This window comes from Azospirillum sp. UENF 211521, from assembly GCF_058780535.1.
This window is the reverse complement of sequence record NZ_JBSNCF010000006.1, coordinates 115,153-138,028: the sequence shown is the minus strand read 5'-3', so window position 1 is coordinate 138,028 and position 22,876 is coordinate 115,153. Positions and strand designations below refer to the sequence as shown.

Sequence of the window (22,876 nt, the reverse complement as noted above, 5' to 3'; positions counted from 1 at the left end):
CGCCATGCTGGACACGGCAGATCCATGGGTGACTGGCTCCTCGACGACATCCTGCCGGCGTTCGGACATGCCCAGCGCCCCACCATGCCGCAGGCGATCGCCACACGTGCCTTGCTGCCCCGGACACAGGGATGGAGCCCCCACGCCTCGCATCACCGGACGTCCCAATGCCAGACCTGACCACGACCGCAGCGAAAGCCAGACATCACGGCCCGATCCATCGGGATCGGACCGATGGAAGCGGCTCCAACGAGCCCAGCCGTTCCCCCTGGCTGGCGCGGTCCAAGGCGGGCACGCTGGCAGCCTTGGCCGGCCAGCTGCAAAGCGCCAAGATCCCACCCTTGGAGATCGTGCCGCTGACGGAATGGCTGCGCGAGCCCGGACGAATCCTGGCCGTCCTCAAGGCCAAGGGCTGGTCCCTCATGGCCGTCCGATCATCCGCCGCACAGGAGGACGCCGCCGACGGCTCCATGGCCGGTGCGTTCACCACCCGGCTCCAGGTTCGCCCCGAAGATCTTGCCGAGGCTTGCGCGGACGTCGCCTGCTCGATGGCCGAAGCCCCCGGCCTCCATGAGTTCTTCGTACAGCCGATGGTCGAGGACGTGGTCATGGCCGGGGTGGCCTTCACCTGCGACCCCAACGGCGGCGGTCCCTATCACGTCGTCAACTACAGCGAGGGTCAGCGCACCGACGCCGTAACGAGCGGCGACGGCGAAGGGTTGCGCACCTGCTACATCCACCACGCGGCTCCGTGTCCGCCCGCCGCCCTGTCGGGAGTTGCGGCCCTGCTGCAGGAACTCGGCAACCTGTTCTCCGGCCTGCCGCTGGACGTCGAATTCGCCGTTCAGGGCGACGGATCGGTGGTGCTGCTCCAAGTCCGTCCCCTCGTCCTGCGGGTCCCTCGGCCGAACCCCGCCGAACACGCCGCCTGGGTCGAGCGGATCGCCGCCAAGGTGACCGCCGGCCAGACACGCCATCCCTTCCTGTTCGGCCAACGCACGGTTTACGGGGTGATGCCGGACTGGAACCCCGCCGAGATCATCGGTGTCCGGCCAAGGCCGCTCGCCCTGTCGCTCTACAAGGAGATGGTGACCGACGCCATCTGGGCCTATCAGCGCGACAATTACGGTTACCGCAACCTGCGCAGCTTCCCCCTGCTGCAGAGCTTCCAGGGCGTGCCGTTCATCGACGTGCGGGTCAGCTTCAACTCCTTCCTGCCCAAGGACCTGCCGGACGAACTGGCGGAGCGGCTGACCGACCATTACCTCACCACCCTCATCGAACACCCGGCCTGCCATGACAAGGTCGAGTTCGACATCGTGTTCAGCTGCTACACCTTCGATCTTCCGGAACGGCTGGAACGGCTGGCGTCCTCCGGCTTCACCGAGACGGAGATCGGCACGCTGTCCGACAGCCTTCGCCGCCTCACCCACCGGATCATCCATCATGGGCAGGGCTTGTGGCGGCAGGACCGGGCGAAGCTGGACATACTGGCCACGCGGCGCCGCACGATCCTGGACAGCAACCTCGACAGCCTGCACAAGATCTATTGGCTGCTGGAAGACTGCAAACGCTACGGCACTCTGCCCTTCGCCGGGCTGGCGCGGGCCGGCTTCATCGCGGTCCAGCTCCTGCGCTCGCTGGTCGATATCGGGGTCTTCTCGGAGGCCGAGCGCAGCCAGTTCATGCGTTCGCTGGAAACCGTGTCGAGCGAGATGGGACGCGACTTCCAGCGGCTGTCGAAACCCGCCTTCCTGGATCGCTACGGGCATCTGCGACCGGGCACCTACGACATCACGTCGCCCCGCTACGACGCCGCGCCGGATCTGTATTTCGATTGGTCGAACCAGGACAAACCGCAGCCGCAACCGGCCGAAACCTTCTGCCTCAGCCTGGAGCAGTTCCGGCGGATCGAAGGGCTGATGAAGCAGCACGGGTTGGACGACTCCCTGCTGGGCCTGTTCGATTTCCTCAAGGCGGCGATCGAGGGGCGGGAATACGCCAAGTTCATCTTCACCGCCAACCTCAGCGACGCCATGGAGCTGTTCGCGGAGTGGGGGGCCGGGCTGGGCTTCGACCGCGAGGCGCTGTCCTTCGCCGACATCGGGACGGTTGCCCGCTTGGCCGGCGGGGCAGACGAGGCACACGGCCTGCTGGCGCGCTCCATCGCGGAAGGCCGCGAGCGCCATGCCCGCACGAACACAATCGTGCTGCCCCCTCTCGTCACCGAGCCGGGCGACGCATGGAGCTTCCATCTGCCAACGACCGCGCCCAACTTCGTCACCCAGAAGCGCGTTTCAGCCCCCGTCGCCCTGGCGGACGCCGGGCACGCGGCGCTGCGGGACCGCATCGTCCTGATCCCCGCCGCCGACCCCGGTTACGACTGGCTGTTCACCTGCGGCATCGCCGGCTTCATCACGAAGTATGGCGGCATCAACTCCCACATGGCGATCCGGGCGCAGGAGCTTGGTCTGCCAGCGGTGATCGGGTGCGGCGAAGCCTATTACCAATCCTGGTCGCGGGCCCGCCGGCTGCAGATCGACGGCGCCGGACGGCAGGTGACGATCCTGATGTGAGCCGCTGATGCGCACAGCCCCAACCGACAAAGGAACGCGCATGCCCCTGCCGGTGATCGGCTTGACCCAGAGGGTCGAGGAGGTGGCGGACTGGAACGAGCGGCGCGACCAGCTCGACCAGAACTGGGTGCGCTTCGTCCAGGCGCTTGGGGCGGTGGCCCTGCCGCTGCCGAACCATCTGGAGACGGTGGAAGCCCTGGCGGAAGGATTGTCCGGGGTCATTCTCACCGGCGGCGGCGATCCGGGGGCGCTGGGGGGCACGGCGCCGGAACGCGACGCCGTCGAACAGGAGCTGATCCGCCGGGCCAGTGGCGGCGCCTTTCCTCTGGCCGGCGTGTGCCGGGGCTTCCAATCCCTGGCCTGCGCCTTCGGTGGCGTGTTCGCCGAGGCCACGGGGCACATCGGCACGCCGCACCCGATCGAGGGACGCTGGGGCGGGCGCACGGTCAACAGCTTCCATCGCTACGGCTTGCCCAGGGCCCCCGGACCCTGGATCGTGGAGGCCCGCAGCGCCGACGGCCTGATCGAAGCAATGCGCCACCCCACGCTTCCCCTGGCCGCCGTTATGTGGCATCCGGAGCGGACCCTGCCCTTCGATCCACGGGACATCGCCCTGTTCCGCAACCTGCTGGCCCTGCCATGAAAGCCATCCTTCTCGCCGCCGGCCGGGGTTCGCGCCTTGGCACCGCCACCGACACCCACCCCAAATGCTACGTCTCCCTGCACGGGCGTCCTCTGGTGCGGTGGCAGATCGAGGCGCTGACGGCCGCCGGGATCGGAGAGATCGCGGTGGTTCGCGGCTATCTCGCCGATTTCTGGGACCGGCAGGAACTGCCGGTGTCGCGCTTCTTCACCAACGACCGCTGGCAGCAGACCAACATGGTCGCCTCGCTGGCCTGCGCGGACGACTGGCTTGCCGCCGCTCCCTGCGTCGTCAGCTACACCGACATCGTCTACAGCCCCGGCAGCGTCCGCAGGCTGATGGCAGCGCCGGGCGACATCGCCATCACCTACGACCCGAACTGGCTGTCGCTGTGGAGCCGTCGTTTCGCCGACCCGCTGGACGACGCGGAGACGTTCCGGGTCGACGCGCGCGGACGGCTGGTCGAGATCGGCGCCCGCCCGAAGTCCCTCGCGGAGGTCGAAGGCCAATACATGGGCCTGCTCCGCCTGACGCCGGCCGGCTGGCGGACGGTGACGGATTATCTGGGCGGACTTCCGGCGGCGGAGGCCGACCGGCTCGACATGACCGGCCTGCTGTCCCGCCTGCTGTCCCGCGGGGTGGAGATCCAGGCGGTCCCCATCGCCGATCCCTGGTGCGAAGTCGATCAGCCGAGCGACCTCACCGTGGCCGAGCGGATCTTCAGCCCCGCCGGCGGCATCGTCGGACGCTGAACCGCCGCTACAACGCGTCCAGGTCCGCCAGGATCTGTTCGGCCCGGTGGCGCCACAAATGCTTGCGCGCGATCACCTCCGCCGCGGCGGCGCCCATGCGCATCCGGGCCGCGTCGTCGCGCAGGGCGCGGGCCGCCGCGTCCCCGAAGTCGGTGGCGTCGTAGTCGACATAGTGCGTGCCGGGCTGGAAGTCGGTGTGGAAATGCTCGTCGACGTCCGGACGGCGGACCCGGTTGATCATGACCGCCGACCCGCAGCCCATGGCGTCGAGCGTGCGGAAATGCAGCGGCCACGCCGAATTGTTGACGGTCAGCCGCGACGACCGGTAGGCGGCGGCAAGATCGTGCGGATCGACCAGTTCTCCGCCATACCGGCGGGCATAATCCGGCCACAGGATCCAGCCGAGGTTGCCGAAGAAACGGACGTTGGAGGAGACGCGCAGCATGGCGTCGGCCACGGCGCGACGGTCCTTGATGCGCAACAGGACCTCGTCGAAGAGGAACAGCGCGTTTGCATCCAGCGCCTTCGGGGACAGCGTCACGCCGCGGCGCGCGCACTCGTCCACCAGAAATCCGTGGACCGCGCCCAGACGGATGTCGGCATAGCCGATGGACGACGCGAGGAAGGCGTCGGCGAATGCGGCGAAGGTTCCCACCACTTGCCCATCGACCTCGACGGCGGCCTGCATCACCGCCTCGGGCGGCGGCGGGTACATGTGCCCGATCAGCGAGAGATCCCAGAGCGGTTCCGTGGGCTTCGGCCGATGAATGTCCGGGTTCACGCCCGGCCACAGATACCGCCAAGCGGGCAGCGTGGCCGGATCGATCCCGTAAATGTCCGGCGGCAGCATGAAGTAGAAAAGGTCGCTGCCGCCGAACCGGTCGAGCAGCCACTGCCCGTCATACTGGAAATCCTGCATCCAGGCGAGATGGCGGCACGGCACGTCGCAGCCGGTGATCTGGTCGCGGCAGCGGTTGATTTCCAGAATCGCGTCGGGGCGGAAATTGCCGAGGAAAGCGGTGAGCAGGCGCCCGTCCGGCAGCGGCCAGCCGGCGTGCGCGTCCACCCCAAGTTCGGCAAAGCCGGCCCGCAGGCCCATCAGCACGTTGACGTACAGGGGCGAGGCCGGAGCGAACAAGGCGATGCGCGAAGGGCGGGCCATCACCCGGCCTCCGGCACGGTCAGGCGGACACGTCCGTCCACAAGGCGCGACGCCATACGGCTCTGCTCCAGCAGGGCCATCGCCAGGAGCGAGCCATCCAAAGCGTCCGTGATGCCGTGCGCCACCAGATGGCGCTCGATCTCGCCGACGAAAGTGGAGCCGATGAGCAGCGCATCCCCCGCCCGGCGCATCGCGAGGTACCGGTCGAAGCGATGCATGGGCAGCCCGTCCACGCGGCCCTCGCGGAACGAGTCGACGTATCCGGCCACATCCAGACCCGAACGGATCAGATAGCGCGCCAAGGCCTGCCCGCCGGCACCCGAACCGTAGACATAGACGCGCGCATCCCGGGGCAGATCGGAGGCGATGACGAACGGAACGGCCATGAACACCCTGGAAGTGGCGCACTGGAAGCCCGGAAGCGGGCGGGATCGGGGAAACGATATGCGAAACGGACCGCGAGGAGGACACAATTCGCCCGGCCTGGCCCGCGCATGCGGCGCGTCCTCCACGCCCGTGAACCCGGCGCGCCGCAGCCGGTGAAGCGCGGCCCAGGCCGCGTCACCGATAAGGCCTTGACCCACCGTGAAGGGCTGCTCCAAGGTCGCTTCCCTCGATTGTCTTTCCCCCGAGCGGACATCATGGTGTCAGAGCCTCTCCTCGATCCCGACTGGCTCGCCCGCATCGACGCCGCCGACGTCGTTTTTGTCGCTCAGGACGGCTTCAAGCTCGCTCCCGCCCGTGTGCGCGCCTACAGCTTCGCGAAGCTGGTCAACCAGCGCGGACTGCGCGCGGAGGTGCTGTCCTTTTTCGATCATCTCGGCGCGACCGAGCAAGGCGGGCTGGCGGCCAATCTGCCGGAGGAGGAGAAACTCCGCCTGAATCTGACTGCCTTCGAGATCCTGTCGCACAACCCGCGGGCGCTGCTCTACGTGCAGAAGGCCGGCTACCACGCGGTGTCCTGTCTGATGGCGGCGGGCTGCAACGGCAACCGGATCGTGCTCGACTACGACGATTACGATCTGGGCAGCCAGCCCTTCCGCCGGATCGAGCCCTGGCTGCCGTCGCTGAAGCCCGAGGAGTTCCTCGCCCGCTTCGCCGAACGGGCCCAGGCCTGCGTGGCATCCAGCCGGCGCATCCTCGACCTGCTCGCCCCGTTCAATCCGAACACGCACCTCGTCCACACGGTGGCGGACCGCGACCTCTTCAATCCCGACCGCCGCGGCGAACCGCGCCGACGCTTCGGCGATTGCGTGAACATCCTGTGGTGCGGCGACGTGTGGGGCGACATCCCCATGAAGGACATCGTCTTCGGCGTCGATGCCTTCGCCCTGGTCCCGAGCCGCATCCGTCGCAAGGCCCGCTTCCACATCATCGGCTTCGGCCGCGCCTGGGAGGAATTGAAGCGCCGCCTGCGGCAGCGCCACCCGGAGATGGACAATCTGGTCTTCCACGAGCACATCCCGCCGGGCGAGTTCGGTGCGGTGCTCAACGAGATGGACATCGGCGTCCTGCCTTACGCCGACAACGCGTTCAACGCCTCGAAAAGCCCGACCAAGATGTTCGAGTACATGCTGACCAAGGTGGCGATCTGCGCCACGCCGGTCGGCGAGGCGGTCCATTGCCTGGAGGACGGCGCGTCCATTCTGCTCGGCGAGGGGCTGGAGGATTTCTCCGACCGGTTGGCAACTCTGATCGGCGACGACGGCAAACGCCGGGCCGTGGCCGAAGCCGCCTATGAACGGGCGCTCGCCGACTACACACTGGACGCCGTCGGCGACCGGCTGACCGCCATCATCCGGCAGGCCATGGCGCCGGACGCATCCGCCGGCCCGGCGGGCGTGCCTCTCGAAGCCTTCATGCGGCAGGCCCTCGGCCGCCGGCTGGCGATGCCCTCGCGCGAGGTGGCGCTCGCCCGCGGCGATCTGAAGGCTGCGGCCGCGGCTCCCGACCTCGCCACCGTCGATCCGCGCCGCTGGTCGGCGCCGCTGCTCGCCCTGCTGGATTGGCCGGGCGCCGCACGGAGCGAAGGCGTGCCTGAAGAGACGCTGGCCCGCATCCGCGAGGCGGCGCTCCGCCACCGCAACGCCCGCCGCCTGCGCCCGCGTCTGCGCATCGCCGCGACGGAACGGCCGGACGGGCCGCCGTGCCTTGGCAAGCTGGCCGCGTCGGAGGACTGGGAGGACCCGGTCTGGTTCGCCTGGGCACAGCGCTTCAAGACGAACTGCGGCACCTTCCATGTCACCGCCGCCGACAACATTCCCGATTTCGAGGCGCTGCGGGACGACGAGCTGCTCAACCACGTCTACAGCTACTTCAAGCGCAGCCGGGGAACCTGGGAGCGCGTGCATATGCTGTACGGGCTGGACCGGCTGGGGCTGCTCGACGGGACGGCCCGGATGCTGGCCGTCAGCACCGCCGTCGACGGCTTCTATCTCGCCCTGACGGAATGGGCCGCCCATGTGGACGTGCTGGACATCGGTGCCGATGCCGCAGCGCGGGCGGAGCGCGCGGCGGCGGGCGAGATGGACACTTGGCTGCTGAAGCCCCGTCTGTTTCACCGCGACCGGATCGCCGTCCACCACGGCCCGCCCGGTGCCCATCCCGAAGCCACCGGAGAACGGCTCTGGGACGCGGTTCTCCTGCTCCAGGACGCGATTTTCGATCCGGCGGCCGGCAATGTGCTCGCCTGGGCGGACGAGCGGCTGGCGGACGGCGGCGTTCTGGCCATCATGGGCCGGCTGCGCCTCGACGGTGGTCCGGATGTGGCGGGCCTCGGCCCCGAACTGGCCGGCGACGGACTCGCGGCCCTGTTCGAACGGCACACAGGCTTCGAACTGCTGGGCGGCTTCGATTCATCGTTGAGCGACGCGACGCTCGACCGGCTGGTGCGGACCGGAGCGCCCGGCGCGGAGAATCCGCATCTGGTGGCGCTGACCGGCGACACCCTCCATGCGTCCGTGGTCTGGTTCTGCCGTAAGACGGGTCCCACGGTGCCCGGCGGCTGGACACGGCTGGCCGCGGCGCTGAGGGACTGATGCGAAAGCCTCGGCGGGGTGCAGGATTTGAGGCTTTGTTAACCGCCCCCCTTCGATCATCGACCCATTCCGCCGCAAGATATCTGGACAACGCCCCATCATGAACGCCACACGCCCCTGCAGGATCGTCGTCACCGGCGGGGCGGGATTCGTCGGCTCCAACCTTGCCCTTCTGTTCAAGCGCGACCAGCCCGAAGCCGAGGTCGTCGTCTTCGACAACCTGCGCCGGCGCGGTTCCGAACTGGCCCTGGAACGCCTGCGCGCGGGCGGCGTGCGCTTCGCTCACGGCGACGTGCGCAACCCGGAGGATCTGGAGGAACTCGGCGCTTTCGACCTGCTGCTGGAATGCTCCGCCGAACCGTCGGTGCACGCCGGCTATGACGGCAGCCCGGCTTACGTCATCAACACCAACCTCGTCGGCACGGTGAACTGTCTGGAAGCGGCGCGGCGCCACGGCGCCGACATGGTGTTCCTGTCCACCAGCCGCGTCTATCCCATCGACCCGCTGCGCCGGCTGCCATTGGAGCGCGGCGCCACGCGGCTGGTCCTGCCGGACGGCGCCGCCGGGCCGGGCTGGTCGGCGGCGGGCATCGCGACCGACTTCCCGATGCCGGGCAGCCGCTCCATCTACGGCGCCACCAAGCTGGCGTCGGAACTGATGATCGAGGAATACGGCGCCATGTACGGCCTGCGCGCCGTCATCAACCGCTGCGGTGTGCTGACCGGCCCCTGGCAGATGGGCAAGGTGGACCAGGGCGTCGTCGTGCTGTGGGCGGCCCGGCATCTGTATGGCGGCACCCTGTCCTACAGCGGCTTCGGCGGGAAGGGGCTGCAGGTGCGCGACATGCTGCACGTCACCGACCTGTACGACCTGCTGACGGTGCAGGTGGCCGGCATGGACCGGTTCAAGGGCCGCGTCTTCAACGTGGGCGGCGGGCCGGAGGTGAGCGTCTCGCTGGCCGAGCTGACCGCGCTCTGCGCGGAGCGGGCGGGCCGAAGCATTCCCATCGCCGCCAGCCCGGAAACCCGCGCCGCCGACATCCCCTGGTACGTGACCGACAACGCGGACGTCACGCAAGCGACCGGCTGGCGCCCACGACAGACACCCGGCGTCATCATGGACGAGCTGTTCGGCTGGCTGGACGCCAACCGGCGCATCCTGGAACCGATTCTGTTATAGACGGCGCTTGGCGGTCCTCCGCTCCACTTTCCCCGAGGAGAATTCCCTCATGTCCGTCGTCATCGTCACTGGGTCCGCCGGCCTGATCGGCGCCGAAGCCGTCGGCTTCTTCGCGGAGAAGGGGTTCGACGTCGTCGGGGTGGACAACGACATGCGCCGCTACTTCTTCGGCGACGAGGCGAGCACGGCTTGGAGCCGGGAGCGGCTGGAGAAGCGTCACCCGTCCTACACGCACGTCACCGCGGACATCCGCGACCAGGGCGCCATCGACGCGCTGTTCGCGCGCTACGGAGCATCCATCGCGCTGGTGATCCACACGGCGGCCCAGCCGTCGCACGACTGGGCGGCGCGGGAGCCCTTCACCGACTTCTCGGTCAACGCCAACGGCACGCTGAACCTGCTGGAGGCCGCGCGGCGCCATTGCCCGGACGCGCCCTTCATCTTCACCTCGACCAACAAGGTCTACGGCGACACGCCCAACGCCCTGCCGCTGGTGGAACTGGAGAGCCGCTGGGAGCTGGACCCGTCCCACCCCTGGGCCGCCCATGGCATTCCGGAGGCGATGAGCATCGACCAGACCAAGCACAGCCTGTTCGGCGCCTCCAAGGTCGCCGCGGACGTGATGGTGCAGGAATACGGGCGCTATTTCGGCATGAAGACCGCCTGCTTCCGCGGCGGCTGCCTGACCGGGCCGGGCCATTCCGGCGCCCAGCTCCACGGCTTCCTGGCCTATCTGGTGAAATGCGCGGTCACCGGCACGCCCTACCGGGTGTTCGGCTACAAGGGCAAGCAGGTGCGCGACAACATCCATTCCTTCGATCTGGTGAACGCTTTCTGGCATGTCTTCCAGAAGCCGCGCAGTGCCGAGGTCTACAACATCGGCGGCGGGCGCCATTCCAACTGCTCGATGGCGGAGGCCATCACCAAGGCCGAGCAGCTGACCGGCCGCCCGATGGCCTGGAGCTACGACGAAACCAACCGGATCGGCGATCACATCTGGTGGATCAGCGACATCCGGCGTTTCCAGGAGCATTATCCGGACTGGTCGCTGACCCGCGATATCGACGGTATCCTGGCCGAGATGCATGCCGAAATGACCGACCGGTTTGCCCGCCCGTGACGGCTGGCCAGTGACGGTTGGCCCGAGAATGACGATCCGCGGGGAGCGGTGGAAGGAAGCGCGATGAAGGTCCTGTTCAGCAATCCGCCCTGGTGGGTCAAGCGGTTCGAGTTCGCCGGCGACGACGCCCCGGCCTCCGCCTGGTTCAGCGGCGTGCGCGCCGGTTCACGGTGGCCGCACACCAACCAGGCACACTCCGCGCCCGGCAACTTCGTGTTCGGGGAGTATCTGCCCTATCCCTTCTTCATGGGCTACGCCGCGACCTACGCCGCCAAGGCCACCGGGGCGAAGGTCGTCTTCCGCGATTCCGTCGCGCTGCGCGAATCCTACGACAGCTATTTCCAGCATCTGCGGGAAGAGCGGTACGAGTACATCTTCATCGAGACGGCGACGCCCTGCTGGGACCACGACCAGACCATCGTGCGGCGCGTCAAGGAGATCCTGCCCGACACCAAGATCGTGCTGACCGGCGCCATGTCCGCCAAGGGCGAGGCGGTGATGGAGCAGTTCCCCATCCACGCCGTCATCCAGGGCGAGTACGAGAAGGGCAGCGTGCGCGTGCTGAACGGCGCGTCGGGTGTTCTTCCCCACGAACTGCTGACGGTGGCGGAGATGAACGCCGCGCCCTATCCCTACTTCGACGAGGTCATCGCCCATCGCTATTGGGACGTGAACCCCGCCGGGCAGAAGGCGCCACAGCTCCAGGTCTGGGCCAGCCGCGGCTGCCCCTACAAGTGCATCTTCTGCGTCTGGCCGGCGACCATGACCGGCAACGACCCGGACGGCACCGGCAAACGCTCGGTCCGCTTCTACGAGCCGGACTATGTGGAAGGGATGCTGCGCGATCTGGTCGGGCGCTACGGCTACCGGTCCATCTATTTCGACGACGACACCTTCAACCTCGGCGACAAGCACGTCCTGGGGATCTGCGAAGTGATGACCCGCATCGGCCTGCCCTGGTCGGCCATGTGCCGCGCCGACACCATCAAGCTGGAGACGTGGCAGGCCATGCGCGACAGCGGCTGCTTCGGCGTCAAGCTGGGCTTTGAGAGCGGCAACCAGTGGGTCAACGACAACATCGTCAACAAGCGCCTGAACCTTGAGACCGCGCGCGCCGCGGTGCATGAGATCAAGCGTCTGGGCATGACGGTGCACGGCACCTTCACCTACGGCCTGCCGGGCGAAACGCGCGAGCAGATGCAGGACACCAAGGCCTACATCGCCAGCCTGCCGCTCGACACCTTCCAGGAGACGGGCTGCGGCGAGATCGAGGGCACGCCGATGTCCACCCTGCGGGAGAAAGGCCATCTCGACCGCTACGCCGGGGCGGCGCTCGACGAGCAGTATCTTTACGTGCCGGACGGCGGCGAGAAGATGCGTCGCCTGTCCGAAGGCGACCTCGCCATCGGGGCCGACAAGGCCAAGAGCAGCTCCGACTACCTCATCCGCCAATGGCGTGCGCTGGGTGCCGCGGTGACCGAAGCGGCGGCCGACGGGCCGGTGGCCTTGTGGGGCATCGGCACCGACTTCTTCGAGACGCTGGGGCAGGTGCCGGCGCTGAAGCCGCTCATCACGGAGGGCCGCGTGCGGCTGTTCGACGGCAAGCTGGCCGGCCAGTCGCTGGACGGCGCTCCGGTGGAGGCCCCCGCCACCCTGCCCGGCTTCGCGGGGCCGGTCTTCCTGACGCCGCGCATCGTCTCCTCCCGTACGGCGATGCGACAGGACGCGACGCGGCTGGGAATTCCCGCCGCAGCCCTGCGCGATCTCTACGACGACACGCCTGTCTTGGCCGAGTAAGGCCCGGCGGAGTGAAGCCAGACGGAGAAGCCGGTCAGGCCAGGAGCCCGGCCAGCCTCTCCCACCCGCCATCCGGGGTGGCGGCCTGCTTGCGGGCGAACCAGACGGCGGTGACGTGCAGGGCCTCGCCGGTGCGGGCGGCGAAGTTCGGGTTTGCGGAGCCCGGGACGCCGGTCGTCACGAAGCGGTCGAGCGTGGCGTCGCTGAGCGACAGGTCCACCGGCCCCGGCAGTTCCAGTCCGATGTCCGACAAGGCGTCTCCCAGGTCCTCGGCCTGACGCGGGGTGAGCCCCGGCACGCCCGGACGCCCATTCAGCCGGATCTCCGCCGAGAAGGCCAGAACCCCACCCGGCGCCAGACGTTGGTCGATCCAGGCCAGCACCTCCGCCGCCTTGCCCTCTTCCGCCAGACGCGGCAGCGTGTTCTGCGGCAGGACGACGGCGTCCCACGGCGCGTCGGCGAACAGATCCCGTCCGGGCATCCCGTGATGGATCGCGATGCGGTCGCGGTGGAAGCGGCGCGGCTTGGCGAGCCAGGGGTCGCGGTCGCCGCGCCCCACCCGCTCCGCATGGGCCGCCGCCCCTGGCCCGACATCGACCACCCCGACGGCCCGCGCCAACTCGGTCAGCATGAGGTAGAAGCCGTCCACCTCGGCGCTCAGCACCAGGGCGCGCGGGCTCCGCTCCAGCAGCCCCAGCCGGTCGAGGCCGTAGAGGAACTGAGCGCGCTCCCAGGTGCCGCGGCTGCGCTTGAAGAAATTGTCGATGTTGTTGCGGGCGTCCTCGTCGCGGCGGCGCTCCGCGTCGGCGTCGTCGATGTAGAGGGCCTGGAAGGTCGAGACGTTGGTCCGCACCCGCACCGCCCAGGGCCGCCAATTCGGGTCGTCCCAATCCTCCGCCGCGGCGAGCTTGCCAAGCGCCGGAGGGCCGGGGGGCCGCTCCCGCGCCGGCAGGAGGATTTCCGGGCGCAGCCGGGCGGCGTTGCGGTGGCGCGCCGCCGCGGTCTTCAGGGCGGCCACGCGGTCCGGCGCCACCCGCTCCACGCTGGTCAGGCCGGGCCAGTCGAGGGCGGCGACCAGCGGCCCGCTCCAGCGGCGCGGGTCGGCGGTCTCCAGGTTCTCGGTGGCCAGCAGGGCTTCCAGGTCGCGGCGCATCAGATGCACCTCGCGCGGGGCCGGCGGGACCGGCCGGGCGAGGCGGGCGGCCAGGAAATCCTCCAGCGTCGTCACCGGCTGGGCCTCCGCCCGTAGCTCCGGCTCCAGCAGGCCGCGGACGACGGCGGCCAGCCGGGGGGCGATGCCCTGGAGGGAGAAACGCTCCATCGCCACCCGATGCGCGGCCTCGGCGACGTCCCGGCGGAAGGCGTCGTCGCCGATCAGCCGGGCGAGCGCCGCGGAGTAGCCCTCCATCCCCTCGGCCAGCAGTCCGGACACGCCGTTTTCCAGGCAGTGCGTCACCTCGCCCACCGGCGTGGCGCAGACCGCCACCTTGGCCAGCAGGAACTCGAACATCTTGGTCGGGCTCTTGGCGACGTTGAACTCGTTGGCCGAGTAGGGCAGCACGCCGATGTCCATCTCCCGCAGCACGGCGGGGATCTCGGTCGGCGGGATGAACTCGTGCAGTTCGAGGTTGGGCAGGTCCGGAAAGCGCTCCCTCAGGCGCCGCTTCAATTCCTCCCAGGCCCGCCCGAAGCCGATGATGTGGAAACAGGCGCGGTCGCGCACGGCGCGGGGGACCAGCGCGAAGGCGTCCACCGCGAACAGCACGTCCTTCATGGGGATGTCGCCCCAGAAGTCGCCGGAATAGAGGATGTTCACCCGGTCCCCGAAGCGGCGGCGCGGCGCGTCCCGTCCGTCGGCGGTGAACAGATCCTGGTCGGCCACCGTGTGGATCAGGTGCGTGTTCGAATTCAGCGGCGCCAGGAGGGCCTGGAGCCGGTGGCTGGCCGCCACGCAGGCGCCGGCCCGGTTGGCGACCGTGTGGAAGAGCTGGTCGGGGCGCAGGCTGGGGAACCAGGGCTCCAGCCGGCGGAAGGGCTGCATGTCCAGCTCGTAGTCGTCGTAGTCGAGCACGATCCGGTTGCCGCCCCGCTCCGCCGCCAGGGCGGCCGCCAGCGTGTGATAGCCGACCTTCTGGACATAGAGGATTGCCCGCGGGTTGGTCGCCAGCACCCGGTGCGCCTCCAGGTTCAGGCGGATCTTCTCCTCCTCGGGGATGGTGGACAGGGCGCCGGCCTGATCGGCGGCGCCCAGATGGTCGAAGAAGGACAGCACCTCCGCCCGCAGCCCCTGCTGGCGCAGCGCCTTGGCAAAGTTGTAGCAGCGCACCCGCGCGGAGGGCTGCCGGAAGCCGTCCTGGGCCAGGAAGATGACGTCCGCCGCCGCGTAGCGGGCGAGGGCATCCGCGTCGAAGGTCGGCGGCAGGGTCATGGGGGCTCGGTGCAGGAGGCGGGAGGGGAACCGCTATCTACCGCCGCTCCGCGAGCCTGGGCAAGCCTTCCCGCATGGGCTGTGACCAGTGCCTTGGCTGTGGCCATTCTGGGACCAATGTCACACACCCAATCGATAGTGGTATGCCAGCTTTGGAGCGCGAGGGAGCAATCCGCAACCCTCGGGACGGGCGGTTTCTCCGCCCGCAGGCTTCAGGATCCCGCATGTCCACGTCCCCGCAACGGACCATCGACATCCCGATCGTCGTGAACGCCTGGGGCGTGTCCGCCGGCCAGGCGCCGCATTTCCGACTGCTGGTCGATGGCGTGATGATCGGCGAAGCATGGGTCGCCGCCACCTCCAGCACCCCTTACCGCTTCACCGCCACGGTCGATCCCGACCAGGCCCACCGGATTTCGATCTGGTACGACAACGACGGGGTGGTGAACGGGGTGGACCGCAACCTCTTCGTCGGCTCCATCCTCGTCGACGGGCAGGAGGTCAAATCCACCGACGCGCGGGCCACCTACGACAAGGGGGTGGTGGACGGGAAGGACGTGGTCCCCGGCCAGGTCGGGCTCTATTGGGGCGGACTTCTGTCCTTCGGCCTGGGCGAGGAGATGTTCGGCGGTCCGCTGGTCCGCCCCCCGCCCAAGCCGGAGGAGGTGATCACCCGGCCCATCCCCATCACCGTCGAGGCGGCGCGCGGCGCGTCCGCCACCGGGCCGGTGCGCGTCAAGGTCCTGGTGGACGGCACCCTGGTCGGGGAGGCGGAGGTCACGTCCGGCACCGCCGGGCGCTTCACCTTCGGCGTGACCCTCGACCCGTCCGTTGCCCACACGGTGCGGATCCTGCCGGTGGGAGACCTGACCCTCGGCACCGTGACGGTGAACGGCAAGACCCTGGCCACCCCCGCGCCGTCCAACGACGGCTCCGTCACCCTGGCGGTCGCCGCCCCGGTCTTCCAGGGCGGCGCGTCGGACGCGCCGGCTCCGCAGGGCGACGCCTTCTACGTGGCGAAGACCGGCAACGACGGCTGGTCCGGGCGTCTGGCCGAACCGAACGCCGAGGGCACCGACGGCCCCTTCGCCAGCCTGGAGCGGGCGCAGGCGGCCATGCGCGCCGGCACCGTCAAGACCACCTACGTCCGCGAGGGCTCCTACAATCTGGCGGGCACGCTCAACCTCGGCGCGTCGGACAGCGGGGTCCGCATCCTCGGCTATCCGGGCGAGCAGGCGGTCCTCAGCGGCGGCGAGCGGGTCACCGGCTTCACCTACGAGGGCAACGGCGTCTGGTCGGCGCCCCTGTCCGCGGCACCGGGGCTGGACGTCACCGTCGACGGCGTGCGCTACCGGCTGGCCTCCAAGGGCGCCTACGACCCGCAGGACCCGACCACCGGCTGGTTCGTCGCCGACGCGAGCGCCTATGGCGCCAGCAAGAACGCGCTGCGCTACCGGGCGGGCGACGTCACGACCGCCGATCTGGTGCCGGGCAGCCGGGTCCAGGTCTTCGACACCGAGCGGCTCCAGGACGCGATCCTGACCGTCGCCGGCATCGACACGGTGACGCGCACCCTGACCTTCACCGCCGACGCGCCCTTCACCATGCGCGACGGCTCGACCTTCAAGCTGCTGGGCAACAGCGCCCATGTCGACCAGGTTGGGGAGTTCGCCTACCGCGCCTCGGACGGGCGGCTGGTCATCAAGGCGGGGGAGGACTTCACCGGAACCGGGGTGAAGGTCGCCCGGCTCGGCACGCTGCTGCGGCTGAACGGCGCCAACGGGGTGACCGTGCAGGGGCTGACCTTCGCCAACACGACGACGGACGGCAACGCGCTCGATGTTCTCAACGGCGACGTCAACACCATCGCCGGCAACAGCTTCGTGAACGTCGGCACCGGCATCCGGCTGACCCAGGGATCGGACCGCAATCTGGTCAGCGGCAATTACCTGGACCATCTCGGCATCAACGGCATCGCGCTGACCGGCCAGTCGATCGGCAACACGGTGACCGGCAACCGCATCCAGAACATCGGCGAGGTGCGCAAATACGCCGGCGGCATCATGGCGTCGGGGATCAGCGACACGGTGATCTCCCACAACGACATCGACCGCAGCGCGCGCTACGGCATCTCGGTCAAGAACTGGGACACCGCGACCATCAGCCTGAACAACGCCATCCTCTACAACCGCGTGCGCAACACGGGATTGGAGACGGCGGATTCCGGCGGCATCGAGCTGCTCGGGCGGTCGAACCTGAACACCGGCACGCGGATCGAGGGCAACCGGGTCGAGCACACCGGCGGCATCGCCACCACCAGCACCGGCCAGTGGCTGCGCGACTACAAGGGCTACGGCATCTATCTGGACGACCTGACCAGCGGCGTGACGGTGACAGGCAATTTCCTGCGCGACACCGCCTGGGCCGCCGTCATGATCCATGGCGGGCACGACAACACCGTCACCAACAACGTCAGCGTGCTCGGCGCCAACGGCGAAAGCTTCATCCGCATCGAATGGGTGCCCCTGGCGGGCGCGGCGGGCATTCCGGCGAACAACACGGTCACCGGCAACCTCGTGTCGGGGACGACGCCGCTCGGCGGCTACGTGACGATCCTGTCGGCCGGGCAGAACGCCATCGACGCCAACTTCCTGCATCAGGTCGGCGCCTACGGAACGAACGACCGGACCGGGGACCCGCTGTTCGCCGACGCCTACAACCACGACTACAGCCTGCTGCCGCTGTCCCCGGCGCTCACCGCCGGCCTCCAGGATCTCGCCTGGACGCTGATGGGCATCGTCTCCGGCGGCGGCACGGTGCCCCCGCAGGAGGGCGGCGGGGACATCACCCCCTTGCCCCCGTCCGATCCCCAGACCAACCAGCCGCCCGCCCCGGTGCCGGTGCCCGACAACGGAACCCCCGCCACACCGCCGGTCCTCGAGCCTGACGGCGGCGCGCTGCCGACGTCGCCGGTCGCTCCGCCCGCCTCGTCCCCGCTTCCCGACGCCGCCCCGGAGCGGCCGTTCGTCCCCTTCAGCCGGACCGTCGGCGGGGTGCAGCAGGCCGTGGCCGCCTATGCCTACGAGGGGCCGGTGGCGAACCTGCAATGGGCTTTCCTGGGCACCGACGAGGACGAGGTGGTCGGCGGGTCGGACGGCAACGACTTCATTCATCTGATGGGCGGCAACGACGCGGCCTGGGGCGGCGCCGGCGACGACGTGCTGGACGGCGGATCGGGCTCCAACTGGCTGATCGGCGGGCCGGGCCACGACACCTTCTTCGTGGATGGCCGCGGGGGCGAGGTCACCTGGTCCACCATCGTCGACCTGGAGCGCGGCGAGTGGGCAACCCTCTGGGGCTTCGTGCCCGGCCAGTCCCGGCTGACCTGGGAGGAGATGGGCGGTGCCGAGGGCTACAAGGGCGCCACGGTCCGCTGCGACATCGACGGCAACGGCACCATCGACGCCAGCATGACCTTCACCGGCAAGTCGGTGGGCGCGATGACCGTCACCACCGGCATGGCCGGCAATGATTCCTACATCGCGTTCATCACCCTGTAGCCGGATCCTATAGCCGGACCCTGCAGTCGGGCCCGCGCGCAGGTCCTCGACAGACGGAACGGACCGCTGAATCAGGAATTTATGAGCGATGCATCGGCGTTATCACCGCGCCCTTCATAACGCCATGAAAAACAACGATCTTTTCATTTTTCGGGTTGACGCGACCGCGGGAAGGGCTCACGGTTCCGACAACGCTTAATACAAAAGTCAGTCTCCGATACGCCGTTTTGCGGGATCGGCAGGGCGGAAACGCACCGGCACGCCTTCGAACCGAAAGGGAACAGCCCCTCATGACCAGCACGACAGCGGAGCTTGAAGCGCTCCTCATGCAGCGGTCGCTGACCGACGCGCAGCTTCTGGCGGCGGCGGACGCCGCGGCGGACTTCCGCATCCTACCGAACGCGACGGTGCTCAAGATCGGCGGGCAGAGCGTCATCGACCGCGGCCGCGCCGCCGTCTACCCGCTGGTCGACGAGATCGTCGCCGCCCGCAAGGAGCACAAGCTGCTGATCGGGACCGGCGCCGGCACCCGCGCCCGCCACATCTACTCGATCGCGGCGGGGCTGAACCTGCCGGCCGGCCTGCTCTCGCAACTCGGCGGCTCGGTCGCCGACCAGAATGCGGCGATGCTCGGCCAGCTCCTCGCCAAGCACGGCATCTCCGCGGTGGACGGCGCCGGCTTGTCGTCGGTACCGTTATTCCTGGCCGAAGTGAACGCCGTCGTCTTCAGCGGCATGCCGCCCTACAAGCTGTGGATGCGCCCCGCCGCCGAGGGCGTCATTCCGCCCTACCGCACCGACGCCGGCTGCTTTCTGGTGGCCGAGCAGTTCGGCTGCAAGGCGATGATCTACGTGAAGGACGAGAACGGGCTCTACACCGGGAACCCGAAGACCTCCAAGAACACCACCTTCATCCCGAAAATCTCGGTGGACGAGATGAAGGCGAAGGGGCTGCAGGATTCGATCCTGGAATTCCCGGTGCTCGACCTGCTGAAGAACGCCCGCCACGTCCGCGAGGTGCAGGTCATCAACGGCCTCGTCCCCGGCAACCTGACCCGTGCGCTCGCCGGCGAGCATGTCGGCACCATCATCACCGCGTGCTGAAGGACCACATCCCATGTCTGACATCACCAACAGCATCAAGCATGTGGCCTCGCCGCTCGCCCGCCAGACCCTGCTCGACGGCAGCCTGACCGCCCCGGTCGCCGGCGTCCGCCCGATCCGCCTGCTGCCCTGGCTGCAGGTCGTGAAGATCGGCGGGCGGTCGATCATGGACCGCGGCCACGAGGCGATCCTGCCGATCGTCGAGGAGATCCGCAGCGTCCTGCCGGAGCACCGGCTGCTGATCCTGACCGGCGCCGGCATCCGCGCACGCCATCTGTACAGCGTCGGGCTGGACCTCGGCCTGCCGGTCGGCTCGCTCGCCCCGCTCGCCGCGACCGAGGCCGGGCAGAACGGCCACATCCTGGCGGCCCTGCTCTCGCCGGACGGCGTGTCCTATGTCGAGCACGGGACCATCGCGAACCAGCTCGCGGTTCATCTCTCCGCCGCCCGCGCGGTGGTGGGCAGCGCCTTCCCGCCCTACCACCACCACGAGTTCCCCGGTTCGCGCATCCCGCAGCACCGGGCCGACACCGGCGCCTTCCTGCTGGCCGACGCCCTGGGCGCCGCCGGGCTGACCATCGTGGAGGACGTGGACGGCATCCACACCACCGACCCGAACGGCCCCGAGGGCGGAACGGCGGAACTGCTGCGCGAGACCACCGCCGCCGAACTGGCCAAGCGGGGCGGCACGCTGCCGCTGGACGGCGCGCTGCTGGAGGTGATGGCGAACGCCCGCCATCTGGAGCGCGTGCAGGTCGTCAACGGGCTGGTTCCGGGCCGTCTGACCGCCGCGCTGCGCGGCGAGCATGTCGGCACCATCATCCGCACCGGCATCCGCAACGGCGCCCGGCCGCTCTGAGCGGTCCGGCAGGAACGACAAAGGCGTCCGGTGATGGCACCGGACGCCTTTGTCGTGGGGAAAACGCCGTCAGAAACTCAGTTGCTCGCCACCGGCTTGCGTACGGCCTTCTGGGCGTCGGCCTTCGCCACGGCCTTCACGGCGGGCGGCGCCATGTCCTCCGAGGAGGCCTGCTGAAGCCGGCCCTGCGGGCTCGCCTTCGACGGGAAGGCCACGGGCAGCAGCATCGCGGCGAAGACGGCGACGGCGATCAGGGTCTTCACGGCTTCCCAAGCGAAACCGCCGCGGCGCGGGATGTTGGAAACGTCGTCCGCCTCCAGGGCGGTCGCCGAGGCAGCCGGCATCGGCTGGACTGCGGTCATGGACATGGCAGGCACTCGTGTTCGGGTTCGCCGGATCGGTAACCCCACCATCGCAAGGGTCATGCCACGCCCCGCGCGGGCCCACGCCAATTCCATGTCTTCGTTTGGAAATTATCTCAAAATCAAAACAATGACGGGAATTCCGTCCGTCCGCCACGCCCGGCGCGGGTGCCGCGTTTCGCGGGCGCAAAAAAGCCTTTCCGGGCCGGTCACCCGGCAAAATCCTCCCCATGGCCGGCGGCTTCTGCCCAGCCGCCCGGAAAATATTGCCGCACGGAGTGTGGTTTCTCCGCCTCAGGCCCGTCCTCAGGCCATCGCGCGGATCAGCGCGATCTGGCGCTCCAAACAACGGGACAGGTCGAACCGCTCGACCGCCGTCTCCCGCGCGGCGCGGGCCAGCGGGGCAAAGGCGCCAGGGTCCTGCAGCACCGCGATGGCCTTGGCGGCGATGTCCTCGGGGGAGAAGAAATCGGCCAGCAGCCCGTTCTCGCCGTGACGGATGACCTCGCGCACCGGGGCGGTGTCGGAGCCGATCACCACGCAGCCGAGCGCCATGGATTCCACCATCGACCAGGAGAGGACGAAGGGATAGGTCAGGTAGATGTGCGCCCGCGACAGCCGCAGGACCGACAGGTACTGGTCGTAGGGAAGGTGCCCCAGGAAATGGACGCGCGCCGGGTCCGGCGGCACCTCGGCCAGCATGGTTTCCCGCCAGTTCTTCCCGCCAGGGGGCGCCGAGCCGTAGCTGACCTCGTCGCCGCCGGCGATCAGCACATGGGCCTTGGGCCGCGCCTCCAGGATGCGCGGCAGGGCGCGCATGAAGCTGGGGAAACCCCGGTAGGGCTCCAGGTTGCGCACGGCGTAGGTCAGCACCTCGTCCTCGCGCGTCAGCACCGTCCCGTTCCCCAGCGTGACTCGGATGCCCGGGTCGGGAAGGAGCTGTGCGGTGTCCACCCCGTCGTGGATCACCTCGATCTTCGGGTGGAACGCCGCCGGGTGGGAGTCGCGCTGCCACGCGGTCGGGGCAATGCCGCGGTCGCAGGCCTCCAGGGCCAGCAGCAGCGGCGTGCTGCGCATGCGCAGCCGCAGCACCGTGTCCATGTTGACCGGGACCGACGGGTCGAAGCCGACGTCCAGCCCCTGGGCGCGGTAGAAGAACTCGCAGTAGTTCAGGTAGGGGGTGTTGGGGAAGACGTCCTTGACGAACAGCGTCTCGCCCCAGCCAGGATGCCCGACGATGACATCGGGGCGGAAGCCCTCCTCGCGCAGGCCCATCAGCAGCCGGGCCGCGGCCTGGCCGTGCAGCACCGCGTTCTCGGTGGACACCAGATAGGGGTGCGCGTTCTCCCGCGGCTTGCGGCTGGGCTGGTAGGAGAGCCGGCGGACGTTCGGAATGTCCCGGTCGGTGCGCTTGGTGATGAAGACGACGCGGTTCACCGGATCGGCGGCCAGACGGGCAGCCAGATGCTTGTACTGGCCGGGCATGTTCTGGTGAATGAAGACGATGTTCATGGTGTCTCCGCAAGAGATCGCGCCGGACCGTTCTGGTGAAACCCGGCCGTCAGGCGCGCCCGGCGCCGAACTTCTCGCGCAGCTTCGGCCCGACCTTGGGCAGCAGAACCGACAGGATGAGCAGGCTGAGCCCGATGACGGTCGGCGCGATCCAGTCCGGCTTGCCGGCCAGGGCGTGGTCGCCCGCGGCACCGAACTGCACGAAGGCGACCGTCATCGGCAACTGCCCGACCAGCGACCCGAAGGCGTAGGCGCCGAGCCGCACCCGCGTCAGCCCGAGCGCGTAGTTCACCCCGCTGTGCGGCAGCACGGGAACCAGCCGCAGCATGGCGACGGCGCGCCAGCCGCCGGTCTCCAGCCGGCGCAGGGCGTCGCCCCAGCGCGCGCCATCCAGGGCGGGGACCAGCCCGGCGCAGACGTAGCGGGTCAGCAGAAAGCCGGTGGAGGCGCCGATCACGCTGCCCGCCGCCGCCAGCACCCCGCCCCACCAGACGCCGAAGACCAGCCCGGCGACCATCGCCATGACGGAGCGCGGGAAGAACAGCAGGCTGGCCAGGATGTGCAGAAGCAGGAACAGCACCGGTGCCGCGGGGTGGTGGCGCAAGACGTCCTGAAGCGCGTCCATCCCGAAGGCGCCATGCCACGCCCACCAAGCCCCGGCCCCACCGAGCAGAAGCAGGACGAGCAGCCCCCGCCCGAGGTTGCGGAGGGTGGACAGGGAGGGCGGGCGGCGCTCGGCCATGATGCGGGCCTTCGGTTCGACGAACGGGGCTTCTATGGTCCG

The 22,876-nt window shown here is 69.1% G+C and carries 16 protein-coding genes; 10 read left to right on the top strand and 6 right to left on the bottom strand.

Annotation, left to right across the window (positions count from 1 at the left end; all coding sequences use genetic code 11):
* Positions 1-167: 167 nt before the first annotated feature.
* Genes ACWPN5_RS31685 through ACWPN5_RS31675 form a run of 3 tightly spaced genes read left to right on the top strand, consistent with a single transcriptional unit; the run spans position 168 to position 3,971 of the window.
* Positions 168-2,576 (top strand): PEP/pyruvate-binding domain-containing protein, encoded by a 2,409-nt coding sequence (locus ACWPN5_RS31685; protein WP_492299538.1) that lies wholly within the window; start codon positions 168-170, stop codon positions 2,574-2,576.
* 40 nt (positions 2,577-2,616) lie between these two features.
* The gene (locus ACWPN5_RS31680; protein WP_186466192.1) at positions 2,617-3,219 is read left to right on the top strand and encodes a gamma-glutamyl-gamma-aminobutyrate hydrolase family protein; all 603 of its coding nucleotides are present in this window, start codon (positions 2,617-2,619) and stop codon (positions 3,217-3,219) included.
* Positions 3,216-3,971 (top strand): phosphocholine cytidylyltransferase family protein, encoded by a 756-nt coding sequence (locus tag ACWPN5_RS31675; protein WP_145689709.1) that lies wholly within the window; start codon positions 3,216-3,218, stop codon positions 3,969-3,971. Before ACWPN5_RS31680 ends, ACWPN5_RS31675 begins: the two co-directional genes overlap by 4 nt.
* A gap of 7 nt (positions 3,972-3,978) precedes the next feature.
* Here ACWPN5_RS31675 and ACWPN5_RS31670 read toward each other — a convergent pair whose 3' ends face one another.
* Positions 3,979-5,133: a glycosyltransferase family protein gene (locus ACWPN5_RS31670; RefSeq protein ID WP_492299535.1), complete on the bottom strand. Its 1,155-nt coding sequence runs from the start codon at positions 5,131-5,133 to the stop codon at positions 3,979-3,981.
* A complete protein-coding gene (locus tag ACWPN5_RS31665) occupies positions 5,133-5,519 on the bottom strand; it encodes a hypothetical protein (RefSeq protein ID WP_145689712.1) in 387 nt (128 codons plus the stop codon). The genes ACWPN5_RS31670 and ACWPN5_RS31665 overlap by 1 nt, the downstream gene beginning before the upstream one ends.
* 255 nt (positions 5,520-5,774) lie before the next feature.
* Between ACWPN5_RS31665 and ACWPN5_RS31660 the strand changes: the two genes are divergently transcribed.
* The 4 genes from ACWPN5_RS31660 (at position 5,775) to ACWPN5_RS31645 (ending at position 12,268) form a co-directional block, all read left to right on the top strand.
* Positions 5,775-8,171, top strand: a complete 2,397-nt coding sequence (locus ACWPN5_RS31660) for a glycosyltransferase family protein (RefSeq protein ID WP_492299534.1) — start codon at positions 5,775-5,777, stop codon at positions 8,169-8,171.
* A 100-nt stretch (positions 8,172-8,271) separates the two neighbouring features.
* The gene (locus tag ACWPN5_RS31655) at positions 8,272-9,351 is read left to right on the top strand and encodes an NAD-dependent epimerase/dehydratase family protein (RefSeq protein WP_145689717.1); all 1,080 of its coding nucleotides are present in this window, start codon (positions 8,272-8,274) and stop codon (positions 9,349-9,351) included.
* A gap of 49 nt (positions 9,352-9,400) precedes the next feature.
* Positions 9,401-10,471: an NAD-dependent epimerase/dehydratase family protein gene (locus ACWPN5_RS31650; RefSeq protein WP_492299532.1), complete on the top strand. Its 1,071-nt coding sequence runs from the start codon at positions 9,401-9,403 to the stop codon at positions 10,469-10,471.
* A gap of 63 nt (positions 10,472-10,534) precedes the next feature.
* Complete coding sequence (locus ACWPN5_RS31645) at positions 10,535-12,268, top strand: B12-binding domain-containing radical SAM protein (protein WP_492299530.1); 1,734 nt, start codon at positions 10,535-10,537, stop codon at positions 12,266-12,268.
* Between the two features lie 34 nt (positions 12,269-12,302).
* Here ACWPN5_RS31645 and ACWPN5_RS31640 read toward each other — a convergent pair whose 3' ends face one another.
* Entirely contained in the window at positions 12,303-14,696 is a 2,394-nt protein-coding gene (locus tag ACWPN5_RS31640; protein WP_492299528.1) for a glycosyltransferase, read from the bottom strand.
* A gap of 224 nt (positions 14,697-14,920) precedes the next feature.
* Between ACWPN5_RS31640 and ACWPN5_RS31635 the strand changes: the two genes are divergently transcribed.
* The 3 genes from ACWPN5_RS31635 (at position 14,921) to ACWPN5_RS31625 (ending at position 20,218) form a co-directional block, all read left to right on the top strand.
* Positions 14,921-18,256, top strand: a complete 3,336-nt coding sequence (locus ACWPN5_RS31635; protein ID WP_492299526.1) for a carbohydrate-binding domain-containing protein — start codon at positions 14,921-14,923, stop codon at positions 18,254-18,256.
* A gap of 290 nt (positions 18,257-18,546) precedes the next feature.
* Entirely contained in the window at positions 18,547-19,359 is an 813-nt protein-coding gene (locus tag ACWPN5_RS31630; protein ID WP_145689727.1) for an amino acid kinase family protein, read from the top strand.
* Positions 19,360-19,372: 13 nt separating this feature from the next.
* A complete protein-coding gene (locus tag ACWPN5_RS31625; protein ID WP_492299524.1) occupies positions 19,373-20,218 on the top strand; it encodes an amino acid kinase family protein in 846 nt (281 codons plus the stop codon).
* Between the two features lie 77 nt (positions 20,219-20,295).
* On the opposite strand, the gene ACWPN5_RS31620 is transcribed toward ACWPN5_RS31625, so the two are convergent.
* The 3 genes from ACWPN5_RS31620 to ACWPN5_RS31610 all read right to left on the bottom strand — a co-directional run bounded on the left by ACWPN5_RS31620 (position 20,296) and on the right by ACWPN5_RS31610 (position 22,834).
* The gene (locus tag ACWPN5_RS31620; RefSeq protein WP_145689731.1) at positions 20,296-20,586 is read right to left on the bottom strand and encodes a hypothetical protein; all 291 of its coding nucleotides are present in this window, start codon (positions 20,584-20,586) and stop codon (positions 20,296-20,298) included.
* Positions 20,587-20,886: 300 nt separating this feature from the next.
* The gene (locus ACWPN5_RS31615) at positions 20,887-22,092 is read right to left on the bottom strand and encodes a glycosyltransferase family 4 protein (RefSeq protein WP_492299523.1); all 1,206 of its coding nucleotides are present in this window, start codon (positions 22,090-22,092) and stop codon (positions 20,887-20,889) included.
* Positions 22,093-22,141: 49 nt separating this feature from the next.
* Positions 22,142-22,834, bottom strand: coding sequence for a TVP38/TMEM64 family protein (locus ACWPN5_RS31610; protein WP_200479714.1), 693 nt, complete (start codon positions 22,832-22,834; stop codon positions 22,142-22,144).
* Between the last annotated feature and the right edge of the window lie 42 nt (positions 22,835-22,876).